This is a genomic window from Bifidobacterium mongoliense DSM 21395, from assembly GCF_000741285.1.
Taxonomy (GTDB): domain Bacteria; phylum Actinomycetota; class Actinomycetes; order Actinomycetales; family Bifidobacteriaceae; genus Bifidobacterium; species Bifidobacterium mongoliense.
In genome coordinates this window covers 1-22,415 of record NZ_JGZE01000029.1, presented here as the reverse complement: position 1 = coordinate 22,415, position 22,415 = coordinate 1, and the positions used below count along the sequence as shown (strand labels likewise).

The 22,415-nt window shown below is 66.4% G+C and carries 14 protein-coding genes and 1 pseudogene; 8 read left to right on the top strand and 7 right to left on the bottom strand.

Going from position 1 to position 22,415, the window contains the following annotated elements; all coding sequences use genetic code 11:
• Positions 1 to 158 precede the first annotated feature (158 nt).
• Positions 159 to 398 carry a glutaredoxin domain-containing protein gene (locus BMON_RS08515; RefSeq protein WP_033512902.1) on the top strand — a complete coding sequence of 80 codons (240 nt, stop codon included), beginning with the start codon at positions 159 to 161 and terminating at the stop codon, positions 396 to 398.
• Positions 395 to 844, top strand: a pseudogene (nrdI, locus tag BMON_RS08510) (class Ib ribonucleoside-diphosphate reductase assembly flavoprotein NrdI); the annotation flags it as partial. The gene BMON_RS08515 and the pseudogene nrdI, both read left to right, overlap by 4 nt.
• Positions 845 to 939: 95 nt before the next feature.
• Here nrdI and BMON_RS08505 read toward each other — a convergent pair.
• Positions 940 to 1,134 carry a hypothetical protein gene (locus tag BMON_RS08505; protein ID WP_152595774.1) on the bottom strand — a complete coding sequence of 65 codons (195 nt, stop codon included), beginning with the start codon at positions 1,132 to 1,134 and terminating at the stop codon, positions 940 to 942.
• A gap of 33 nt (positions 1,135 to 1,167) precedes the next feature.
• On the opposite strand from BMON_RS08505, the gene nrdE reads away from it, so the two are divergent.
• A complete protein-coding gene (nrdE, locus tag BMON_RS08500; RefSeq protein ID WP_033512904.1) occupies positions 1,168 to 3,357 on the top strand; it encodes a class 1b ribonucleoside-diphosphate reductase subunit alpha in 2,190 nt (729 codons plus the stop codon).
• A gap of 131 nt (positions 3,358 to 3,488) precedes the next feature.
• Entirely contained in the window at positions 3,489 to 4,481 is a 993-nt protein-coding gene (nrdF, locus tag BMON_RS08495; protein WP_033512905.1) for a class 1b ribonucleoside-diphosphate reductase subunit beta, read from the top strand.
• 77 nt (positions 4,482 to 4,558) lie between these two features.
• On the opposite strand, the gene BMON_RS08490 is transcribed toward nrdF, so the two are convergent.
• From BMON_RS08490 to BMON_RS08480, 3 genes are read right to left on the bottom strand one after another with little or no spacing between them, the layout of a single operon-like run.
• Entirely contained in the window at positions 4,559 to 5,488 is a 930-nt protein-coding gene (locus BMON_RS08490) for an alpha/beta hydrolase (RefSeq protein ID WP_033512907.1), read from the bottom strand.
• A gap of 59 nt (positions 5,489 to 5,547) precedes the next feature.
• A complete protein-coding gene (locus BMON_RS08485) occupies positions 5,548 to 7,353 on the bottom strand; it encodes a CocE/NonD family hydrolase (RefSeq protein WP_033512908.1) in 1,806 nt (601 codons plus the stop codon).
• 6 nt (positions 7,354 to 7,359) lie between these two features.
• Positions 7,360 to 8,667: an MFS transporter gene (locus BMON_RS08480; protein ID WP_081883021.1), complete on the bottom strand. Its 1,308-nt coding sequence runs from the start codon at positions 8,665 to 8,667 to the stop codon at positions 7,360 to 7,362.
• Between the two features lie 177 nt (positions 8,668 to 8,844).
• On the opposite strand from BMON_RS08480, the gene BMON_RS08475 reads away from it, so the two are divergent.
• Positions 8,845 to 9,459: a TetR/AcrR family transcriptional regulator gene (locus BMON_RS08475; RefSeq protein WP_033512909.1), complete on the top strand. Its 615-nt coding sequence runs from the start codon at positions 8,845 to 8,847 to the stop codon at positions 9,457 to 9,459.
• Positions 9,460 to 9,499: 40 nt separating this feature from the next.
• Here the strand turns inward: BMON_RS08475 and BMON_RS08470 are convergent, their stop codons facing one another.
• Positions 9,500 to 12,634 carry a heavy metal translocating P-type ATPase gene (locus tag BMON_RS08470; RefSeq protein ID WP_033512911.1) on the bottom strand — a complete coding sequence of 1,045 codons (3,135 nt, stop codon included), beginning with the start codon at positions 12,632 to 12,634 and terminating at the stop codon, positions 9,500 to 9,502.
• Positions 12,635 to 12,882: 248 nt separating this feature from the next.
• Here BMON_RS08470 and BMON_RS08465 point away from each other — a divergent pair, with 248 nt between their 5' ends.
• From BMON_RS08465 to BMON_RS08455, 3 genes are read left to right on the top strand one after another with little or no spacing between them, the layout of a single operon-like run.
• A complete protein-coding gene (locus BMON_RS08465) occupies positions 12,883 to 15,546 on the top strand; it encodes a YhgE/Pip domain-containing protein (protein WP_051918040.1) in 2,664 nt (887 codons plus the stop codon).
• The gene (locus BMON_RS08460; protein WP_033512912.1) at positions 15,543 to 17,735 is read left to right on the top strand and encodes a YhgE/Pip domain-containing protein; all 2,193 of its coding nucleotides are present in this window, start codon (positions 15,543 to 15,545) and stop codon (positions 17,733 to 17,735) included. The genes BMON_RS08465 and BMON_RS08460 overlap by 4 nt, the downstream gene beginning before the upstream one ends.
• Before the next feature lie 12 nt (positions 17,736 to 17,747).
• Complete coding sequence (locus BMON_RS08455) at positions 17,748 to 18,449, top strand: TetR/AcrR family transcriptional regulator (RefSeq protein ID WP_081883020.1); 702 nt, start codon at positions 17,748 to 17,750, stop codon at positions 18,447 to 18,449.
• 31 nt (positions 18,450 to 18,480) lie between these two features.
• On the opposite strand, the gene BMON_RS08450 is transcribed toward BMON_RS08455, so the two are convergent.
• Together BMON_RS08450 and BMON_RS08445 are read right to left on the bottom strand one after the other, a co-directional pair.
• Positions 18,481 to 20,820, bottom strand: coding sequence for a hypothetical protein (locus BMON_RS08450; protein WP_033512914.1), 2,340 nt, complete (start codon positions 20,818 to 20,820; stop codon positions 18,481 to 18,483).
• Positions 20,817 to 22,415 (bottom strand): S53 family peptidase (locus BMON_RS08445; RefSeq protein ID WP_034885472.1); only part of this gene is annotated, 1,599 nt, incomplete at its 5' end. The genes BMON_RS08450 and BMON_RS08445, both read right to left, overlap by 4 nt.

Below are 22,415 nucleotides of genomic sequence, written 5' to 3'. Positions count from 1 at the left end.
CACCCGGGAAGGCTTGCGGCACAACGCTTTACGGTTATTGACCACTACATCTAGTAGCGTCGCCACCGACACGCCACTACAAACGGTGTTTCTTTCTAAATCACAACCATGTAATCTGACAGCACACACAGAGCGCAGTACAGGATCCAAGGAGCACCATGACCGTCACCGTCTTCACCAAATATCGTTGCCCGCAGTGCGAAGCCACCAAGCGTCAACTGACGAAGCAGGGCGTCGACTTCGAGGTCGTGGATCTCACCGACAACCCCTCCACCCTGGCGCAGCTTCAGCAGGCCGGATTCCGCCAGGCGCCGGTCGTCATCACCCCCGACTCCTCCTGGAGCGGGTACCGCCCCGATCTCATCAAGCAGCTCGCCGAGCACAAGGTGATGGCGTGAGCGAACCCCTGTATCCGGCGGTCGGAGCACACCAGGGGGCCGTGGTGTTCTTCTCCTCCGCCTCCCAGAACACGGCGCGCTTCGTGGCCAACTGCCACCTGGAGGACGAGGGGTTCAACGTGTACCGCATACCGCTGCGCCCCAAGGAGCCGGCGTTGCACGTGCGCGAACCCTACGTGCTCATCGTGCCGACCTACGGCGGGGGCAACCCCAAGAAGGCCCTGACGCCGCAGGTGCGCAGGTTCCTCAACGAACCCGAGAACCGCTCCTACATCAGGGCGGTCATCGCCTCGGGGAACACCAACTTCGGTGATGCCTTCTGCGCGGCCGGCGACATCATCTCCGCCAAGTGCCACGTGCCTTTCGTGTATTACTTCGAGCTCATGGGCACCCCGGACGACCAGCGCAAGGTGCGCAAGGGCCTGGTCGATTTCTTCGCCAACCAACGCGCGAAGAAGACCGCTGACAGCGACCCTGCCACGACGACCGACGCCCTGCCGCTGCAGTATGTGAGCGTGGGTGCGGCCGCAGCGCCCAGGGACTAGGCCAGCCCGCCCCACCGCTCAACAACCGGCGCGAGCGCCGACCCTGCGGGCCGCACGGCACCGCGCACCACCACGACCAAGACCACCACCCCGTATACCCCCTGCGTCCTCTGAGCCCCGTACACCCCGTGTCCCCTCGCGGCGACGCCCACGCGGCGCACCACGAACCCGCTTTGTCTGATCAGTTTCACCCATTTCACCACCATCCTCAAGAAGGGATTCCTATGGCAATCACCGACAGCACCGCCCTGTCCATGGACCGCACGAGCGACGACGAGGCCTACGACGCCTCGCACGACTACCACTCGCTCAACGCCATGCTCAACCTCTACGGCCCGGACGGCAAGATCCAGTTCGGCAAGGACAAGGAGGCCAAGCGCAGCTACATGACCGGCCACGTGGCCAAGAACACCATGTCGTTCGCCACCACCGCCGAGCGCCTCGCCTACCTCATCGAGCACCAGTATTACGACAAGGCCGTCTTCGACCAGTACAGCCCCAGCTTCCTCGACTCCTTCTACGCGCACGTCGAATCCGAAGGCTTCGAGTTCGAGACCTTCCTCGGCGCGTTCAAGTTCTACACCTCCTACGCCCTGAAGTCCTTCGACGGCAAGCAGTACCTCGAGGACTTCCCGCAGCGCTGCGCCGCCGTCGCCCTGGAGCTCGCCTCCGGCGACGAGGATCAGGCCGTGAAGTACGCCGACGAGATCATCTCGGGCCGCTTCCAGCCCGCCACCCCCACCTTCCTCAACCTGGGCAAGGCCCAGCGCGGCGAGCCGGTGAGCTGCTTCCTCGTGCGCATCGAGGACAACATGGAGTCCATCTCGCGCGGCATCAACGCGGCGCTGCAGCTCTCCAAGCGCGGCGGCGGCGTGGCGCTGCTGCTCACGAACCTGCGAGAACAGGGTGCCCCGATCAAGCACATCGAGAACCAGTCCAGCGGCGTGATCCCGGTCATGAAGCTGCTCGAGGACTCCTTCTCCTACGCCAACCAGCTCGGCGCACGACAGGGCGCGGGTGCGGTCTATATCAACGCCCACCACCCCGACATCCTGCACTTCCTCGACACCAAGCGCGAGAACGCCGACGAGAAGATCCGCATCAAGTCGCTCTCCCTGGGCGTCGTGATCCCCGACATCACGTTCGAACTGGCCAAGGCCAAGAAGCCCATGGCCCTGTTCAGCCCCTACGACGTCGAGCGCGTGTACGGCAAGCCCTTCGCCGACATCTCCGTGAACGACCACTACGACGAGATGGTCGCCGACGAGCGCATCCACAAGACCTACATCGACGCCCGCGAGTTCTTCATGACCCTGGCCGAGATCCAGTTCGAATCCGGCTACCCCTACATCCTCTTCGAGGACACGGTCAACCGCGCCAACCCGATCGAGGGCCGCGTCACCATGAGCAACCTGTGCTCCGAGATCCTGCAGGTCCAGGAGCCCAGCACCTACCACGACGACCTGAGCTACGACCACGTCGGCCGCGACATCTCCTGCAACCTCGGCTCCCTCAACATCGCCAAGACGATGGACGGCGGACTCTCGGACGCCGTCGAGACGGCCATCCGCGCGCTCAACTCGGTCTCCGAGCACACCTCCATGGACAGCGTGCCGTCGATCAAGCGCGCCAACGACGAGGGCCACGCCATCGGCCTGGGCCAGATGAACCTGCACGGCTTCCTTGCGCGCGAGCACATCCAGTACGGCTCCGAGGAGGGCCTCGACTTCACCGACATGTACTTCATGGCGGTCGCCTACCACGCCTACAAGGCCTCGCACCGCCTCGCCGTGGAACGCGGCAAGGCCTTCGCCAGCTTCGCCACCAGCGACTACGCCAAGCCGGCCGGCCAAGGCAACTACTTCGACAAGTACACGGACGGCAGCCGTTCCCTCGAACCGCGCACCGAGCGCGTCAAGGCGATGTTCGAGCAGTTCGGCATCCACATCCCCACGGTCCAGGACTGGCAGGAGCTGCGCGACGAGATCCTGCGCGACGGCATCTACAACCAGAACCTGCAGGCCGTGCCGCCGACCGGCTCGATCTCCTACATCAACCACTCCACCAGCTCGATTCACCCGATCGCCTCGCGCATCGAGATCCGCAAGGAGGGCAAGGTCGGCCGCGTCTACTACCCCGCGCCGTACATGACCAACGACAACCTCGAGTACTTCAAGGACGCCTACGAGATCGGGTGGAAGCCCATCGTCGACACCTACGCCGAGGCCACGCAGCACGTCGACCAGGGTCTGTCGCTGACCCTCTTCTTCCCCGACACCGTCACGACCCGCGACCTCAACAAGGCGCAGATCTACGCATGGCGCAAGGGCATCAAGACGCTGTATTATATTCGCATCCGCCAGCAGGCACTGGAAGGCACCGAAGTCGAAGGCTGCGTCAGCTGCATGCTCTGATGATCGACCGGGGTGCGGTCCGACAGCGCACCGCACCCCGGTCGGTTCCCGGTCGGGCATCGTTCGTCCCCGGCCCTCTCCCCGACCGACATCACCTACCCCCACGAGACCACAGGACAAGGAACACCGCCATGGCACCGATTTCGATTCCCCGCAAACCGCTCAAGCTCATTGACCGTGTCAGCGCCATCAACTGGAACCGGCTTGAAGACGACAAGGACCTGGAGGTCTGGGACCGCCTGACGGGCAACTTCTGGCTGCCCGAAAAGGTTCCGGTATCGAACGACATCCCTGTATGGCAGCAGATGAGCGACGAGGAGCACGAGCTGACCATGCACGTGTTCACCGGGCTGACCCTGCTCGACACCATCCAGGGCACGGTGGGCGCCGTGTCGCTCATCCCCGATTCGCTCACCCCGCACGAGGAGGCGGTGTACACCAACATCTCCTTCATGGAGTCCGTGCACGCCAAGAGCTACTCCTCCATCTTCTCCACGCTGGCCTCCACCAAGGAGATCGACGCGGCGTTCGCCTGGAGCGAGGAGAACGAGTTCCTGCAGAAGAAGGCCGAGATCGTCCTCGACTACTACGAGGGCGACAGCCCGCTCAAACGCAAAGTCGCCTCGACGCTGCTCGAATCGTTCCTGTTCTACTCCGGCTTCTACCTGCCGATGTACTTCTCGAGTCACGCCAAGCTGACGAACACCGCCGACCTCATCCGCCTCATCATCCGCGACGAGGCCGTGCACGGCTACTACATCGGCTACAAGTACCAGAAGGGCCTCGAGAAGGTCTCGCAGGCCGAACGCGACGACATGGAGGACTACACCTACGACCTACTCAACGAGCTGTACGACAACGAGGTGGGCTACACCGAAAGCCTGTACTCGGGCGTGGGGCTGGTGGAGGACGTCGAGAAGTTCCTGCGGTACAACGGCAACAAGGCGCTCATGAACCTGGGCTACCCGGCGCTGTTCCCCGCGGAGATCTGCGACGTGAACCCGGCCATCATCGCCTCGCTTTCGCCCAACGCCGACGAGAACCACGACTTCTTCTCCGGCTCCGGCTCGTCCTACGTGATGGGCAAGGCCGTGGAGACGGACGACGACGACTGGGATTTCTAGACGTTCGAAATACGGTTGGGGCCGGTGAGTTCACTCACCGGCCCCAACCATGTCATATCCGCCTCGTCGGCACCGCCCTACCGCGCGGGCGCCATATACGAACGGAAGAACCCGGCGATCTCGTGAATCGTCTCGCGGGCCTCGTGCGCCGCCGGATCCCCGGCGAGCGTGATGTTGAAGATATGGCCCAGCACGCGGTCGTGGCCGCGCGGCCACACCCTGAGCGCATAGTCCTGGTGCCGCGCCTGCAGGATGCGGGCGACCTCGTAGGTGTTGTCCGCGATGAAATCCTCGACGCTCGTCACCATGTACATCGGCGGCAGGTCGCCGTCGACGACCACCTGGTCGAGATCCAGGTACCGATCCATGCGGATGTGGTCGCCGGGGGTCTGCAGGTACCCCTGCATGTAGTAGCTCAACGCCGTGGCGTGCACCCCGCCCTGCAGACGGAACATGCCCGAGGTGGCGGCGAGCGCGCGGACGGTCAGATCCGGCCGCTCCACACCGAAGGCGCCGGCGAGCTGCGGCGAACCGACGGCGGCGCAGACGTAGAACGCCAGCGCGGCACCGGCCGAGTCCCCGGTGACGAACACGTTGTTCAGGTCGAGGTTCCGGGTCTCGCCCTGCGCCCACACCCAACGCAGCACCACCATGGCGTCGGCGATCTGGTCGGGGAACGAGACGGCGGGCACGAGGCGGAAGTTGGCGTTGACGACGGCGAAGCCCTCGCCGGCCAGCATCATGTCACGGCACTCGTTGTTCTCCTTCGTGCCGTAGTACAGGCCGCCGCCGTGGAGGTCGACGATCACCGGCAGGGGCCTGTCCTGCGAGCCGTCGGGCCGGTAGATGTCGAGCAGATGCCCCTCGTCGCCGTCCGGCAGATACGCGACGTCCTTCACGCGCTCGATGCCGTCGGGCAGGACCTGCTGGGCCAGCCGCGGGGCGTCGGAGGCGGTCATGCCCGCGACGTTCGCCTTGAATAATTCGGATACTTCGTTACTGATCATCGTTCCATCTCCACACATTGTTCTGGTGTTCATGCTTATCAGGTGCCGGTTTCGTCAACTCACCCCGCCGTGACCGGCAGCACGACGCAGGAGGGCGTCGACCCGCCGCAGTGGATGCGCTGGTGCGCGACCACGGCGTGATCCTGCTCGCTCCACAGCCCCGCGGTGTTGGTGTGCACGGCGTACTGGGGGAAGTCGGACGACGAGACGCCACAGCGCAGTCGCGAACCGGCCAGCAGATCCCAACAGATGTCCCACATCTCCACGGTCACCTTGCGCACGTCGCCGGGGCGGTAGGCGGGCGCATCCGGCTCGTCTATCGCTATGGTCGTGATCGACGAGCGGTAGTTGCGCGCCGTGCCGTCGGGATCGACGCCGATGAGCTTGGCCGTGAACGCGGTGTCCTCGGCGCTCGACGAGACGTACAACTCGACGCGCATCTTGCCCTGGATGTGCAGGTCGTGGTCGAGCACGCCGGAGACGAAGCTGAGGACGTCGGGACGGTACCCGACCTCCGGCTGCACCCTGGCGCCGATCTCGTCCATGGTGGTCAGCAGCGCCTCGCCGCCGCGCGTGGGGACCGGATCGTCCGGGTCGTAGTCGTAGCCGACGCTCCCGGATGCGCTCGGCGCCTCCGCCGTGAGCACGCCGCCGAGGTCTGCGGTGCGACCGATGGCACTGCCATCGACCCCGCCATCGATCCCGACATCGGCACCAAGATACAGCCGTTCCTCGCCGGCACCAGCGGTCTGTGCACCCGCTGTGCCGTCGGTCTCCACGTCGCCGGCCGTATCGGTCGCCGCATCACTGACGACCGGCCAGGATGAGGCCTCATGCCACATATCCGTGCCGATCGCGTAGTATTCGACCTTGCGTTCCGGCGTGATACCACGCTTGAGCGTCAGGTCGAACCACTCCAACGCACCCGGCACCTCGCCGGTGTTCAGGTGCGGCGGCTCGAGGCCCTCGAGCGCGTTGAGGAAGTAATGGTTCCAGCACCCGATGCGCAGCCACGAATGCTCCTTGATCTCAGGCGCCAGCGTCTCGTATCCGATCAGCGAACTGCCCAGATGGTGGTCGAACCAGCCCTCCTGGATGAACATCGGCACCTTGACGCGCGCCGGAATGCCACGCAGCAGCCTCCAGAAGCCTTCGCCCCAGTAGGCGTCGCCCCCGTTCGGGTGGCTGATCCAATCGCGGTACCAGTCGAGGCGGCCGCCCCACATATCCACGTCCACATCCATCTGCGGGCGATGGAGCGCCGACTGTTCGTAGCTGGCGTCGACGGGGTGACCGGCGTTCTGCATGGCCCATGCGGTGAGCACGTCGGAGCGGAACGAGCCTTTCTGGTACGCCGAGGCGAACCGGTCCGTGCCGTAGTGGTTGGCGCAGATCGAGACGACCTTGGGCGTGGGGATATCGGCCAGCAGCCAGCAGGCCAGCGACAGGTACGACGTGCCCCACAGACCGATGACCCTGACCCATGACTGGCGCTCGAGGTAGTCCAGCAGATCCCTGCCGTCCTCGCGCTCGTGCACGTTCGGCTCCCACGTTCCCTGTGAGGTGTGGGTGCCACGGCACCACTGGCACACCAGCGCATAACCGCGGCGCGCCATCTCGGTGCCGTGCAGCTTCCACAGCCCGACCTGGTCCGGGTACGGGCACCGCACCACGATGGTGGGGTACGGGCCGGGACCGGAGGGGCGGAAGATGTCGGTGGTCAGGCTCACGCCGTCCCGGCACACGACCTGTGTGGCCTCGAACGACACCGTCTCCGGGCCCGCGTCGGGCCGGAAGGGCGACGACGCGTACTGGCGGGTGATGTCGGCCAGATACCTGGTCAGGAAATCATCGGCGTCACTCATGCCGTGTCACTTCCCCACGTGCGCGACGGGGCGCGCGGCGGCGGTCACGGCGGGCTTGGCGGCCTGCTGGGCGGTGGCGACCGGACGCATGGTGTAGGCGACGATCGCGGCGCCGATGGCGATGACGTAGAGGACCACGTTGCCGATGAGCGAGGGGACGTAGGATCCGGTGACGTCGAAGACCATGCCGTGCAGCGTGACGGCGACGGCCGAAGTGACGGCGCCGAACATGGACACGATGGAGAGGATCTCGCTGTAGTCACGCTGTCCGAAGGACTTGCGGATGAGCCACGGCAGGGCGACGAGCACCACGCCCTGGCCGAGGCCAGCGAGGAAGCCCGAGAGGGTGGCGACGGTCGGGGTCACGACCAGGGCCATGAGGCCCCAGCCGGCCAGGCCGAGCAGACCGTAGAGCGCCAGCACGAACTTGGTGTGGATCTTGTCGAGCAGGATGCCGATGGTCGCCTTGCCGATCGCGGCGCCGAACATGATGCCGGAGACGACGACCGCACCCTGGTCCAGGGTGAGGCCGCGGGAGAGTTCGTAGCCGGAGACGTGCTGCACGAGCGCCGCGACGATCTGCAGGAGCACGGAGACGACGACGAGGAGCACGAAGGCGGGGGTGCGGTACGCCTGCTTGGCGGTGAGGCCGGGCAGTTCGGCGGGGATGCCGTCGTCCTTGGTGACGGCAACGGCGGTGTGCCCGTAGGCGACTTCGCCGCGGGTCTCATCAGGACGGAACTTGAAGACGAACATCGAGAAGGGCAGGATGCACAGCGCGATGATGATGGCGGTGATGCGGTACGAAGTCCTCCAGCCGAGCGTGGTGATGAAGCTTGAGACGATCGGGTTGAAGACCGTTCCGCCGATGCCGCTCAGGCCCAGGGCGATGCCCATGACCATGCCGAGCTTGTTCTCGAACCAGTTGGCGAGCAGCACGCTGGGGGCCAGGGAGATGGGGATGACGTAGACGATGCCGATGAGGCCGAAGGACAGGTAGAACTGCCACAGCCGGCCGAAGAAGGACTGGGCGAAGAAGATCAACGCGGTGGCCGCGATGCACAGGCTGATGAGCAGCCGCGAGTCGATCCGCTTCATGATGCGGCCGGCGAACAGCATGGTGATGGCGCCGGTGGCGGCCATGATCGAGGACGCCAGGGCGATCTGCGCACGGCTGACCGACAGTTCCTTACCCAGCGTCGCGAAGTACAGCCCCGGGGTATTGACGATAAGACCGAATCCCACGAACGACAGGACACAGCATCCGAAGAAGACCAGCCATGGCCTCCACGCGGCTTGTTTCTGTTCCGACATACGAACCTCCATGTTCGATATCACACTCCGCCACACAGCGGAACTCTTTGGTAAGTAACTACTTACTTACCCATCGTGGTCAGCATGACGCCCTTGTCCGAATCTGTCAATCCGACCGCCCCGTTCATCGCGGCATCGCCATATCGTAGAGACGTCAACACCGGGCGAAAGGAACTCATGGGGACCAAAGGGGACGAGCGCAGGGCGCAGATAGCCAAGGCGGCGGTCGAGGTGGCCGCCGAACGCGGCTACTACGGCATGACGATTCAGGAGGTCGCCGACCGCGTGGGGCTGAGCCAGGCGGGTCTGCTCAAGTATGTCGGCAGCAAGGCGGGGCTGCTGTCCGTCGCCCTCGAGGCATATGACACCCATAACGAGGGCGTCACCTACATCGAGGACAAGCTCGCGCTCTCACCGGAGGAGCTCGAGCGCTCCCCCGCGCTCATGCCCGAATGGTACCGGCTGCTCGCCCGCACCAACCTGCGTCAGCCCCGCCTCACCCAGCTGTATCTCGTGCTGCGGGCCGAGGCGCTGAACCCCGCGCATCCCGCCCATGACTATTACGCGCAACGCGGCATGCGACTGCGCCGATACATCGGCACGGTGCCGTGGAAGCTGCCTCCGGAGTTCGCCACGCCCGACCAGGTCGCGGCGCTCTCGATGACCGTGGGTTCGGCCATGGATGGCCTGCAGATGCGCTGGCTGGGCGAACCCGGCATCGATCTCGTTGAAACGTGGGCGCGCTACGAGGACATCCTGTTCCCGCTTCCTCACTGGCAGGGATACCGGTAATAGCAGTCGTCATTCCCGATACGCCGTCAGCCCTCAGCCCTCAGCCCTGATGGGCATACTGCGAGGGATCGGCATCGAAGCGCCCGGCGCATCCCGCACTGCAGAAGTAGTATCTCGTTCCGTCATAATCCCGATGGGCAGCGGCGCCGGAGGCGCTGATGGTCATGCCGCAGACCGGATCGACGACCTGCTGGTCGGCCGGTTCGGGCACGGCCTGTGAGGAGGCGGCGTGATCGCCGTCGGTATGGGTATGGCCGGCCATCTCACTGTGGTCGTGGTGCATGGACATATGCATGTGCATGACATCCTCACTTTCCGATACATTACGTACCGATATATGGCCTGCCGATACGTGGTCGGCATGGTCGACGTCCGTCGCCATGCCGCCGTCGGCGCCATGGTCCTCCGATGCCCGTACAGCGGGTGCCGCAACCGAACTGGCGGCTGACGTCCGCCGTCGTCCGGCATCCGAGGAAGGGCGCTTGGTCGTCAACACCTGCGTCCGGAATCGGCGCAGGCGGTTGGCGTTGATCACCACCGACAGCGACGAGAAGGCCATGGCCGCACCCGCGATCATCGGATTGAGCAACGCGCCGATGAACGGGTAGAGCAGGCCGGCGGCCACCGGTATACCCAAGGCGTTGTAGCCGAAGGCGAACCAGAGGTTCTGCACGATGTTGCGCATCGTGGCCTTGGACAGGTCGTAGGCCGTCACCATGCCGGTGAGATCGCCGGAGATGAGGGTGATGTCGGAGGATTCGATGGCCACGTCGGTGCCGGTGCCCATGGCGACGCCCACGTCCGCCTGGGCCAACGCCGGGGCGTCGTTGATGCCGTCACCGACCATGGCCACGCGGTGGCCCTGAGCCTGAAGCCGCGCGACCACCTGCCGCTTGTCCCGTGGCTTTACCCCGGCGACGATCTGATCGCGACCAATGCCGACCTGGCCCGCCACGGCCCGTGCGGTGGATTCGTTGTCACCGGTCACCATCACCACATCCAGGCCGCGGCGCTGCAGCGCGGCGATTGCGGCCGCGGATGTGGGCTTCAAAGCGTCGACGACGGCGATCACGCCCCGGAGCCGGCCATCGACGCCGACGAGCACGGGCGTGGCCCCCGCTGCGGCGGCGCGAGACAAGGCCGATCCGGCCCCCTCGAGGCCGGCGACCCCGCGTTCGAGCAGGAAATCGGCGTTCCCCACCACGATATCATGATCCTCGACCCGGGCGAGCACACCGCCGCCGGGATCGGAGTCGAAGTTCCGGGCCGTCGGCAACACCACGTGAGCCGCAGGATCGCTCGGTTCCGCATCGTAGACATGCCCGTCGCGAGCGGCGTCGGCACCGTCGGCACCGTCGGCATCGTCATTGCCGTCGGCACCGATCTTTCGTTCTCCCTTGGCCGCCGCGACGATCGCCTCGGCCAACGGATGTTCGGATGGCTGTTCGGCCGCGGCCGCCAGTTCCAACAGCCGACGCTCGTCGATGCCGTCGTCATCCGCACCGAGGGCCTCGGCCTCGATCGGTTGCACCCACGACACACTCGGCGCACCGGCCGTGATGGTGCCGGTCTTGTCGACGATCACGGTGTCGATGCCATGGGTGGTCTCCAACGCCTGCGAGGAGCGGATGAGCACGCCGGCTTGGGCGGCCTTGCCCGTGGCGATGGTGACCGACAACGGCGTCGCGATCCCCAGGGCACAGGGGCAGGCGATGACCAGGACCGAAACCGCGGCCACCAGGCCGAACACCCCTTCGGGCTCGACGCCGAGCAGCCACCAGATCACGAAGGTCCACAGGGCGATGAGCATCACCGCAGGCACGAAGTAGCGCGCGATGCGGTCCGCCATCCGCTGGATGGGCGCCTTCGAGGCCTGGGCGCGGCGCACCAACGCGATGATCTGCGACAGCATGGTGTCGGCGCCGACCTTGGTCGCCTCGAACCGCAGGGTGCCCGATCCGTTGACGGTCGCGCCGGTGACGGTCGCGCCGGGCCGCTTGCTCACGGCGAGCGGCTCGCCGGTGACCATGGATTCATCCACGGCCGACCGGCCGGCGACGACCACGCCGTCCACGGGCAGCTTTTCACCGGGTCGGATGACGACGATGTCACCGACCCGCACGTCGTCGACCGGCACGTCGATGGTGTCCGTGGCCACGGCGCCCTGGCGTCGCGTCTCCTCGGCATTCAGGCCCTGCAGGGCCTCACGGCTGACGATATGCGCCGTCTTCGGCCGCAGTCCGATGAGCGCCCGGATGGCTTCGCCCGTCCCCAGACGCGCCTTGGCTTCGAGCAGCTGCCCCAGCAGCATGAGGGCGATGATCGTGCCGACCGCTTCGAAGTACGGTTCACGCGACCCTTCGGGCAGGGCGGTGGGCATGACCGTCATGACCACGCTCAACCCGTACGAGGCGGCAGTGCCCAGGGCGATCAGAGAGTTCATCTCCGGGGAACGGTGGAACAGCGAGGCCCAGCCGGTGCGGTGGATGGGCCAGCCCGAATAGAACATGACCGGGGTGATGAGCACGAGTTGAATCCACGGATCGAGGTGGAAGAGCTTGAACATGGTCGCGATGAACACCGGCAGGGTGAGCACGACCGCGACGATCAGCCTGCGCCACAAGTCGCGGATCTCGGTGCGGCGCTCGGCATCGGAACGCTCCTGTTCGTCGGAGTCGCCATCCTGCGACGGCGTGTGCGATACGGCCTGAGAACCGGTCGGCGCCGCCACCGGCACCACGGCCGGCGTCATGGCCGGCGACGCCGATGCGCGTGTGCCCGCGGCTGCTCCCGCGCCCTCGGCCGGCGCGACAATCAGGGTGCCGTGCAGCATATTCATGCCGCAGGCGAACTCGTAAGTCCCCGGCGTATCGGGGGTGAACTCCACCACGGTGGCCTGAAAGGCCGTCAACGTACGGTCGATGCCGAAATCGGGGAAGACCACATGTGAGGAACACTCGCCGTTTTCGCGCCGATCGAACGCCAGGCGCACCGGAACGCCGGCGCGCACCTGAATCGTGGAGGGCGAGTACCCACCCTTCACCACAATGTCGATATGCTGCACCCCGGCGTCCTCACGGGCCGCCGTCGCGTGTCCGGCCCGGCGTGGGATCAGGAACAGCCACACAATAAGCGCGGTCACCGCCAGCGCCGCCAACACGACTATGGGTCCCATGGTTCCTCCATCCATCCGCTTACTCACGAGCCTAACTCCCCGAGCCCCACGCCAGGCCGCATCCGCCTTACGGCGAACAGGCGCGAGCCGCCGCGCCGGCGATCGCCGCGGAGCGCCCGCCGACGTCCACCACCAAACGTCCATGGTGATGCGCTACGATACGTTTCGCGTAGCGCTACGGATAACGTATCGCTTACCATCATGCGGAACCGGCACCTCCGTCCACACACCACCACCCGAGGAGCACCATGCAGCACGCATTCGCGATAGTTCGACGGGACCTGCTGCGCATACTGCGTATCCCCGCCTCCTGGGTCATCGTGCTCGGCCTCATCTTCATCCCCCCGCTCTACGCCTGGTTCAACATCGTGGGATTCTGGGATCCGTACGGCAACACCCGCAACCTGCGGGTCGCCGTCGCGAACGACGATCGGGGCGCCACGGCGACCGCGCTGGGTTCGGTGAACCTAGGCGATCAGATCGTCGCCCAACTCAAGACGAACCACCAGCTCGGCTGGCACGCCGCGGACCGGGCCACGGCCATGGACGAGGTGCGTTCCGGCCGCAGCTATGCGGCGATCGTCATCCCCTCGGACTTCAGCAGCCGCATCGCGGGCGTGGTGAACGGCGATACGAAGCGCCCCATGCTCGACTACTACGTCAACGAGAAACTCAACGGCATCGGAGCCAAGATCACGGGCACTGGCGCCTCCACCCTGAACCGCGAGGTGAACGACACCTTCGTCTCCACCGTCAGCCACGTCGTCTCCGAAGCCGTGAACCGCGAGGCGGGCGACATCGGCGCGAACGCCGACAGCACCACGGCCCAGACCATCGCCGACCTGAAGACGGTATCCGGCGACATCGCCCAGGTCCGGTCCTCCATCGCCGCGCTGAACGACCAACTCTCCCGTTCGCCGCAACACACCGCCGACGCGCGCGAGACCCTGAACCAGGTGTCGACGATGGGCACCGGCGCCGCGCGCGACCTCACCTCACTGTCCTCCCTCATCGGGGAGACGCAGACGGGGCTCAACCGTTTCACCGCCTCCTCGTCGCAGACGCTCGACAACGGTTCGGCGCTGCTTTCCCAGACCAGCGCGCGGACGAACCTGGCGCTCTCCGGCCTCGGCGCGCAGCTGACCCAAGCCAACGGCGACCTGCGCACGACCTTGGACACCGCGCGGCACGTGAACGACACGAACAAGGAGATTCTCACCACCCTGCGCGCCCTGAACGGCAACGACCTGCCCGGGCTCAACGCGATCATCGACACCCTGGACAGGCAGAACGGCAGGATCGGCGACACGATCGGCGATCTGCAACGGCTCAACACCGACACCGGCACGACGATCACCAGCACGGGCACGGCCGCCGACGCCATCAACTCCACCACGCAGCGCACCCTGAGCACCAGCGACGCCGCCCGCCATAACGGGCTCGTCACCACCCTGCCGCGCCTGAACAACGGGCTGAGCACCCTGTCGTCCTCGAGCGCCGCCCTTGGGGGCACCCTGAGCGGTCAGCAGGCGAGCATACGACAGGCGCAGGTCGTGCTCGACCAGCTCGATCACGCCACGACGACCACCGTCCAGGCGCTGCAGGCCACTGACAAGGGCTTGGGCCAGCTGCAGACACGCATCGACGCCCTGACGGTCGACCTGGGGAGCCTGAGCAGCGCCAACGCGCTCAAGGCGCTCTTCGGCACGAACCGCAAACTCGACGTGCCCGCCATCACGGCGTTCATGCTCGCCCCGACGGTGCTCGACACCACCGTCCTGTACCCGGTGCGCTCCTACGGTTCGGGCATGGCCCCGCTGTTCACCAATCTCTCGTTGTGGGTCGGCGCGTTCATGCTCGTGGTCATGATGAAACTCGAAGTCGACAGGGACGATCTGCCGGAGACCACGATGAGCCAGCGCTACTGGGGCCGTTGGGTGCTCCTGGCGATGATGGCCGCGGCGCAGGGCCTGGTGACCACGGTCGGGGAGCTCATCATCGGCGTCCAGACGGCGAACGCAGCCATGTTCGTCCTCACCGCCGTCATCGCCTCCCTGGTCTACATCAGCATCACCTACGCTCTGTCGACCACCTTCCTGCACGTGGGCAAAGGGCTGTGCATGGCGCTCATCATCCTGCAGATACCAGGGGCATCGGGGCTGTACCCCATCGAGATGATGCCCGGATTCTTCAAGGCGATGCACCCCTTCTTCCCCTTCACCTACGCGATCGCGGCGCTGCGCGAGACCATCGGCGGGTTCTACGGCAACCACTGGGGCAGCAACATCGCGTTCCTGCTCGTGTTCGCCGCCGCGTTCTTCACCCTGGGCCTGTCCGCCCGTCCGCGGCTCATCACCGTGAACCGGCTCTTCGCCCGGGAACTGGCCGAAAGCGACATCATCTCGAGCGAGACGGTGCTCGACGAAGGCCATGAATACCAGGTCTCGCAGGCCCTGGCGGCGCTGGCGGACAAGGGCGAGTACCGGCGCCTCATCGAAGGCAAGGCGGTGTCGTTCGCCCGGCTGTATCCGCGGCTCAAACGCGGCGCGCTCGTCGCAGGCATCCTGGTTCCGGCCGCGCTGGCCCTGACCTTCTCCCTGACTAATGGCACCAAGCTCATCGCACTGGCCGCCTGGGTCGTGTGGTTCCTGCTCATCACCGCCTTCCTGCTCACCATCGAACTCATCGGCGACAGCCTGAACCGCCAGCTGCGGCTCGGCACCCTGAGCGACGGCGCGATACGCGACATCGTCTACGCCAGGCACCGGCGGCACACGTTGGCATCGGCCGGCCAGCACACCACAGCCCGACAGGACGCCGCAGCGACCGACGTGACCGCGACGGCACCCATGGCGGCAGCCGCCACCACGCCCGGCACGGCATCCGCCACGGAACGAAAGGACCGCTCATGAGGACCATATGGAAGCTCTTCACCGGGGACGTGCGTCGCATCACCGGCAACGCCATCTCCGTGCTCATCGTCGTCGGCCTGGTGGCCATCCCCGGACTGTTCTCCTGGTTCAACATCGCCGCGAGCTGGGATCCGTTCGGCAATACACGGAACCTCAAATTCGCGGTGGCCAGCGTCGATGCCGGATACCGCAGCGATCTCGTGCCCATCAAGATCACGGTCGGCGACCGCATCGTCGACAAGCTCCGGGCCAACAGCACGCTCGACTGGACCTTCACCAGCAAGGAGCAGGCGATCGATGGGACGAAATCGGGCGCCTACTATGCGGCGGTCATCATCCCCAAGGATTTCAGCAAGAACATGATGACGTTCTTCTCCCACGACGCCCGGCATCCCCGGCTCACCTACTACACGAACGAAAAGATGAACGCCTTGGCACCGAAGGTCACCGGCCAGGGTGCCGACGAGGTCGCCGGTCAGGTGAACACGATGTTCGCCCAGACGCTCACCAGCACGGCCCTCGAGATCGCCTCAAGCCTCTCGGACCGTCTCGATACGCCACAGGCCAAGCGGATGCTCACCGCCTTCGGCACGAACATGGACGACCTGGCCCGTCAACTCTCGGACACCGCCGCGAACCTCGGCACCTACCGCTCGATGATCGCCGCCGCGCAGTCGTTGCTCGACGGCTCGAACCAACTGCTCGACACCGCATCCGGCAGCACCGGTGACGCCGGGAAACAACTGCAACGGTCCGTGGCGGGAGTGAACGACGTGGCGGGTGCCCTGTCCGCGAGCACCGACACCCTGCGGCAGGCCCTGGGCGAAAACCAGAAGGGGTATGCGGCCATCTCGGGCACGGTCGACACGGCCTTCTCCAACGCCTCCACAAGCGCAGGGGACATCAGCGCCGGCCTTCGACGCCAAAGCGGCGTGGTCAACGACCAGATGGCACGGTATCGCCAGATCGCCGACGACCTCACCCAACTCGCGCAGCGCCTGCCCGAGGACTCCCCGGCACGATCCGTGCTGACCGCGGCGGCGGGCCGCGTCACGGATATCGTGAACCAACGGCTCACCCCGTTGCGCGACACGCTGACGAGTTCCGCCGCCGGCATCGATGGCGGCACCGCCACCTTGGCCGACCAACGCCGACAGATCAAGGATCTCGCGCAGCAGGCCAGTAACAGTGTCGGCGGACTCACCAACGATTTCGACACGACGATCAAGCCGCAACTGCAATCCATCAACACGGGCATCACCTCCGCCACCTCGTCATTGACGACGATGTCGGGCAAGCTCGACGGGACGGTGGCCCAGCTCAAGGATTCAGGGGCGACGATGAGCGGCGACCTGTCGCATATCGACACCCTCTTGGGCTCGGTCGCCGACCAGCTGGGGGCAGCGAGCGCACGGATCAGCGCATTCAGGACCAAACTCGACAACGCGTTGCACAGCGGCAAGATCGCGGATCTGCGCAAGCTGCTCGCCGGGGACCCCGAAGCGCTCGCCACCAGCCTGGCGGCACCGGTGGGGCTGCGGACCACGGCCGTGTTCCCCGTGCAGAACTTCGGCGCCGAGATGACGCCGTTCTACACCTTCATCCCGCTGTGGGTCGGTTCCCTGCTCATGTGCATCGCCCTGAAAACCAGCGTCTCGCGGTCCCGGCGCCGGGACCTCGGCGACCCCAAGCCGTACCAGATGTTCCTCGGCCGCTTCGGCGTCGTCGCCCTCATCTCGCTGTTGCAGAGCACCTTCACCTGCGCCGGCACGCTGTTGTTCCTGCGGGTGCATATGGTGCACCCCTGGCTCTTCATGCTGAGCGGATGGCTGAGCGCACTGGTGTTCATCCTGTTCATCTACACCATGGTGGCGAGCTTCGGCAACGTCGGCAAGGCCCTGGGGGTCGTCATACTCGTCATGCAGATCTCGGGGTCGGGAGGCGCCTACCCGCTGCAGCTCGTACCTGGATTCATCAACACGATCAGCCCGTTCCTGCCCGTCACCCACGCGGTGCTCGCGGCCCGGTCGGCCATCGCCGGCATCTACGCCAACGACTACTGGACCCAGCTGGGCCTGGTGCTGCTGTTCGTGCCGCCGCTGCTGTTGGTCGGCCTGGTGCTGCGCAAACCCCTGCTGCGGTTCAATCAGGGCTTCTCCGCACGCGTCGAACGCACGCATCTCATCTGAGGGGGAAATATCATGGAACAACGGGAACGTCGGCGTCAACGAAGACAGGGCGCGCCATCGAGGCCTATACCCGCAGCGAACGCCCATGCTCCTCTAGGAACCCGGGCCGAGCGGACGAGGGCCGCAAGCGACCGCAGGATACTGCAGGCCATGCTCGACATCATCACCTCGCAGGGCATCGGCGCCGTAAGCATCGAGGAGGTTTCACGGCGCAGCGGCATCGCCAAGACGACCATCTACCGTCGCTACCGCAATACCGAGGATATGCTGCGGGGGATGCACGCCTTCCAACTCACCGACACCGATGAGCTGGATGACCTGGAACCTTCGCTCGACAACTTCGCACTCCTGCTCGAACGGCTCATCGCACGCTTCAGCAGCGAAATCGGCATCAAGGCCGTCGGGGTGCTGCTGTCCTCAGGCAATGCGCACCTCAATCGTCTCGTGCAGCAGGCCGTGCGGCCGGAACGCGATCGCATCGCCGCATTCCTCAAACGCGGTACTCAGGCCGGTCTGCTGCGGCGCGGCCTGGATATCCGTTTTCTGTTCAACACGATCATCGGGTCGATGGTGGCCTGCGCCACCTTCCCCACCAAACTGCCGCCATCCACGACCCCTGTCACGGCATCGGCTCCGGCACCCGATGAGGAGCGGGCGGGCCGGGACTGGGCGACGCAGCTGGCCCACCTGCTCTGGCCTGCAATCGCCGCCTGACCCAACCGGCCCGGTCACACCGCTCAGGCCATCAGTCCCTTCTCCGCCGACGTAGGACGACCAAAGCGCTACCGGCCACGCATGCCGCCATGGCGGAACCGGCCATCCATGCGACCGCCGAACCGGTCAGCACCAGCCGACGATGCAGTGCCAACCGGCGCCGGTCCTGCTGGGAAGACCGACCGGCCTGCCCCACCTGACCGGATCGCTCTGCGGCCGTCGCCGCGGACTCACCCTGGGCGATGGCGCCAGAGGACTTGCCGGCATCTCCCGAAGCGTTACCGCCTGCGCCGCCGGTCGATCCCGAACCACCATGAGCACCCGAACCACCGTTGTCGGAACCACCACTACCCGAGCCACCGTTGCCTGAGCCATCGGACGGCACCGGCGGCTTCACGGGCGTGACGGCAGGGGCGTCGGCGGTGATGACCGCCGCCTGCACCTTGGCCCCGAGCCCGGCGCCGTCATCCACGAGCACGCCGCTGACCTGCTGCAACCCGTCCTGGGCGGATTGCTGGGCGTTGAGCACGATGGTCGTGATCCGGCCTTTGGGCGCGAACCTCGTATTGGGCTTCACCTCGCCCGCCGCGACCTTCGTGCCCGCCACGGTCCCACCCGCGGTGGTCATCGTGGCATGGCCCTTGGCGTCGACCGACACCGCGACGTCGGAGAGCCTCGTTTCGAGCGCGGTGCCCGGGTAGAGCACCAGCGTGTCCACGCTCGCTTTCGATCCGTCGGCACGCACCTGCGAAGACAATCCCTTGGCGGCGATCTGCCCGGCATTGCCGTCATCGGCGGTCGCGGCCGAAGCCTGCAGCTCGGTGCCGACGCAGGCCGGCACGTCGTTCTTGGCCACATCACCGTGTGACGCATCAGCCTGAGCCGCATCAGCCCCATTCTGCTTCGGCGCCCCGGGTTCGCACTGCCCTTTGGGCCGGGACAGAGCCGTCGCGGCCACATCCGACGGGCCGGATGCCGACAGCCCGTATGCATACCGCATCGGCATCACGCCTTGCTCGGGAGCAGGCGTCGGTTCCGGCGTCGGCTGGGGGACCGGGGTGGATGACGGGGTCCAGAGCACTTGGCCCAACACCACGGAGGGATAGGCACCGGTGAGGTCCTCGTACCGCAGGGCGTTGATCGTCACACTGCCGTCGCCGTGGGCGATGCGCTCGTTGAAGTAGACGTGCACGCGGGGTGTGCCGTCTGGCCCCATGCCGGTATACAGGTCCGTGCCCGTGTTGATCCACACGCCGTTGGCGAAGACGCCGGCCGTGCCATCACCCATGCCGTCGCCGAAGGTGACCGTCGATCGACCCTTGGCGTCGACGTCCAACGCCAGGCCGTAGACACGCAGGGCGCTCCACATGTACTCCCCCACGCCCGACGTGGTGTCGGGAACCTGTTCGAAGGAGCCCACCGAGGCGTGCGAACCGCCATCCCGGCGATGCTCGATGGCGACGTTCTTGGCCGACACCACACCGTCCGCCGACGCGAACTCGTTCATTGCGGCCTTACCCACACCATCCAGGCGAGGCTTGTGCGAGATCAGCGTCTTGCCCGCCGGACTGGTGACGGTGAAGCCCGAGACGGCCGGATCCGTCGTCGGTTCGGGAGCGGGGGCGCAGTTCACCACACCCAGCTGGACACGCCAGATTTCCGAACTGCCGGCTTCGGCCTCGATGCGCAGGGCCGTCACCGAGGTGGAGCCATCGGCTCCCGTGGTGCGTTCCGCCACATGCAGCTGCGTGGTGCCCCAGATCGAGTCGGGCAGATCGTAGGTGTAGCCTTTGTCCATCGCGCCGGCGTTGATGATGCTGACGCCGTCAACCGCGAGCTTGTCGAACGAAACTTCGGTGCCGCCGTCGCGAGTGCAGGTGGCCTGCAGATTGCTGAAGGTCACCGCAGGTCGGTCACACAGCTGGTAGGTGCCCGATCCGATCGAAGCGGAAGCACCGTCCGACGCCGCTCTGGCGTGCAGATCGGAGGCACGGGTCGTGTTCAGCTTGAAGAAATCACCCGTGCTCGCGAGATCGTTGGACACGGTCGGTCCTGACGTCCACGTGCTCAGGGGCGCCTTGGCCTGACGCTCCCCGCCGTCGGAATCGAGGATGTGGACGCCGTAGGCACTGGTGGCCGGTGCCACGGGCGAGGCGGCGGCCGGAGCCGCGAGGACCCGATGCGCGGGCATGCCCTGCAGTGCCCCGAAGAGACAGGCGGCGCCCACCAGGGCCGCGGCGGTCCTGCGCACGGCGAGGTATCCGCGACCTGCGAACCGCGCCGACAGCGCCGACCAAGGCGACCGGGGAGACCGTCCGGACGACGCCTGCGATGATGACGGCCGCGTGGATGATGGTGTGATGATGCTCATCGTTGTGCTCCAAATCGTTCAAGGAAGGCGGAACCCGTCGGCACGCCAAGGCCGGTGACCTCGTCCCAGCCCGCGCCGGACTGCAGCGTCTGCGGCTTGGTGTCCCACAGGTACAGGGTTTCGAGCCACAGCTGCCCGGTGTCCTTGCTGCGGCGATACCACGTCGCGGCCGAGGCCGGCGTCACGTCGCGCAATGCGGGGGTTCCGGCGAGCGCGTAGAACGCCGGGGACGCCAAGCCGATGCGTCGGTGCGACCGGGCCTTCGCCACCGCCACGGTCGAGGCGACCATCGGGGTGGCGAGGCTGGTGCCGCCATGGGCCTCGTAGGAGGGCTTGCCGTCCACCGGCGAGTAGATGGTGAATCCGGTGTTCGGGTCGGCAAGCGACGAGACGTCGGGCATGAGCCGGCCGGTACCCGATGCGGACAGCGAACGCTGCCAGCTGGGCCGCGGGTAGTACTTCGATTCGCCGCCACCGGCGCCGTAGATGAATCCCGGCGGGATAATCGCACCGTTGTGGGCGAAGCGCGTCTGGGTCTCCCAGCCGGCCTCCACGGCGATGTGGTCGTCGGCATCGAGACCCGTGCTGGTGCCGCCGACCGCGGTGACGTAGGGGCTGGAGGCGGGCGAGTTCACGCCCGGACCTTCGGCGTGGTCTCCGGCGAGGCTGTTGTCGCCGTCATTGCCGGTGGAGGCGAAGACCGAGATGCCCCGCGAGGCGGCCTCGACCAGAACGCGGTTGAGCAGCGTGCGGTCCGCGGCCGTGTCGAGATCCTCATCGGCTCCGAAGGACAGGGAGATGACGTCGGGCGCGGACGGCGCCTCGGCGGCATCGAGAATACGTGAATACAGGCTCTGCGTGGAGCAGCTGCCCGCGCCCCAGTACTCGATGTTCGCGTCGGGGGCGATGGCATGCGCGGCCTGCACGTCGAGATGCTGTTCGGTGGTCCAGGCCGAGGGGCCGCCGCAGCGTGAGGTGTCCGGGTCCTGCGGAGCGTGATGGGTGTACTGCCCGGGGCGGAAGCCCTGCATCTTCGACGCGGCGGAATACGTGTTGGTGTTGGCTTCGACGCTGTCGTCATCGAACGCGGCGACGATCGCGATGGTCGCGCCCTGGCCCGTCGCGTCCTGCGGCAGCTCGTGGATGGCCCTGAGCCGCTGCGGTCCGTATCCGCACAGCGCGTTGGAACGGTGGTCGACCTTGACCGAGGCCGGCCAGTCCGCGGAGAGCTTCTGCCCCCAGTACGCGGCGCAATCGTCGCTGGTCTGAGGCGCCGCAACCGTGGTGGGCACGGCGGCGTCGGTGTCCACCAGACCCGCCACGCTCTGCACGGCGTTGAGTCCGCTTGGCACCGACAGGGCGCGCGCGGGGACGACCGCGGTGCGACCGGACACGCGCTGGCGCACGAACGTGGTGTCGAAGGCGTGGGCCAGGGCCGCACGGGGCCCGCTCACGCTCATGGCATGGATGGAGGCGCGATCCCGGTCGACGTGTATGCCTTGGCTTCGCAGCCAACCGGTCACGTCCCGACGCTCGGCGTCGGTCGCCGAGGGTTTGAGCAGCACGATGGCCGACGTCGCGCCACGGCTGACGGT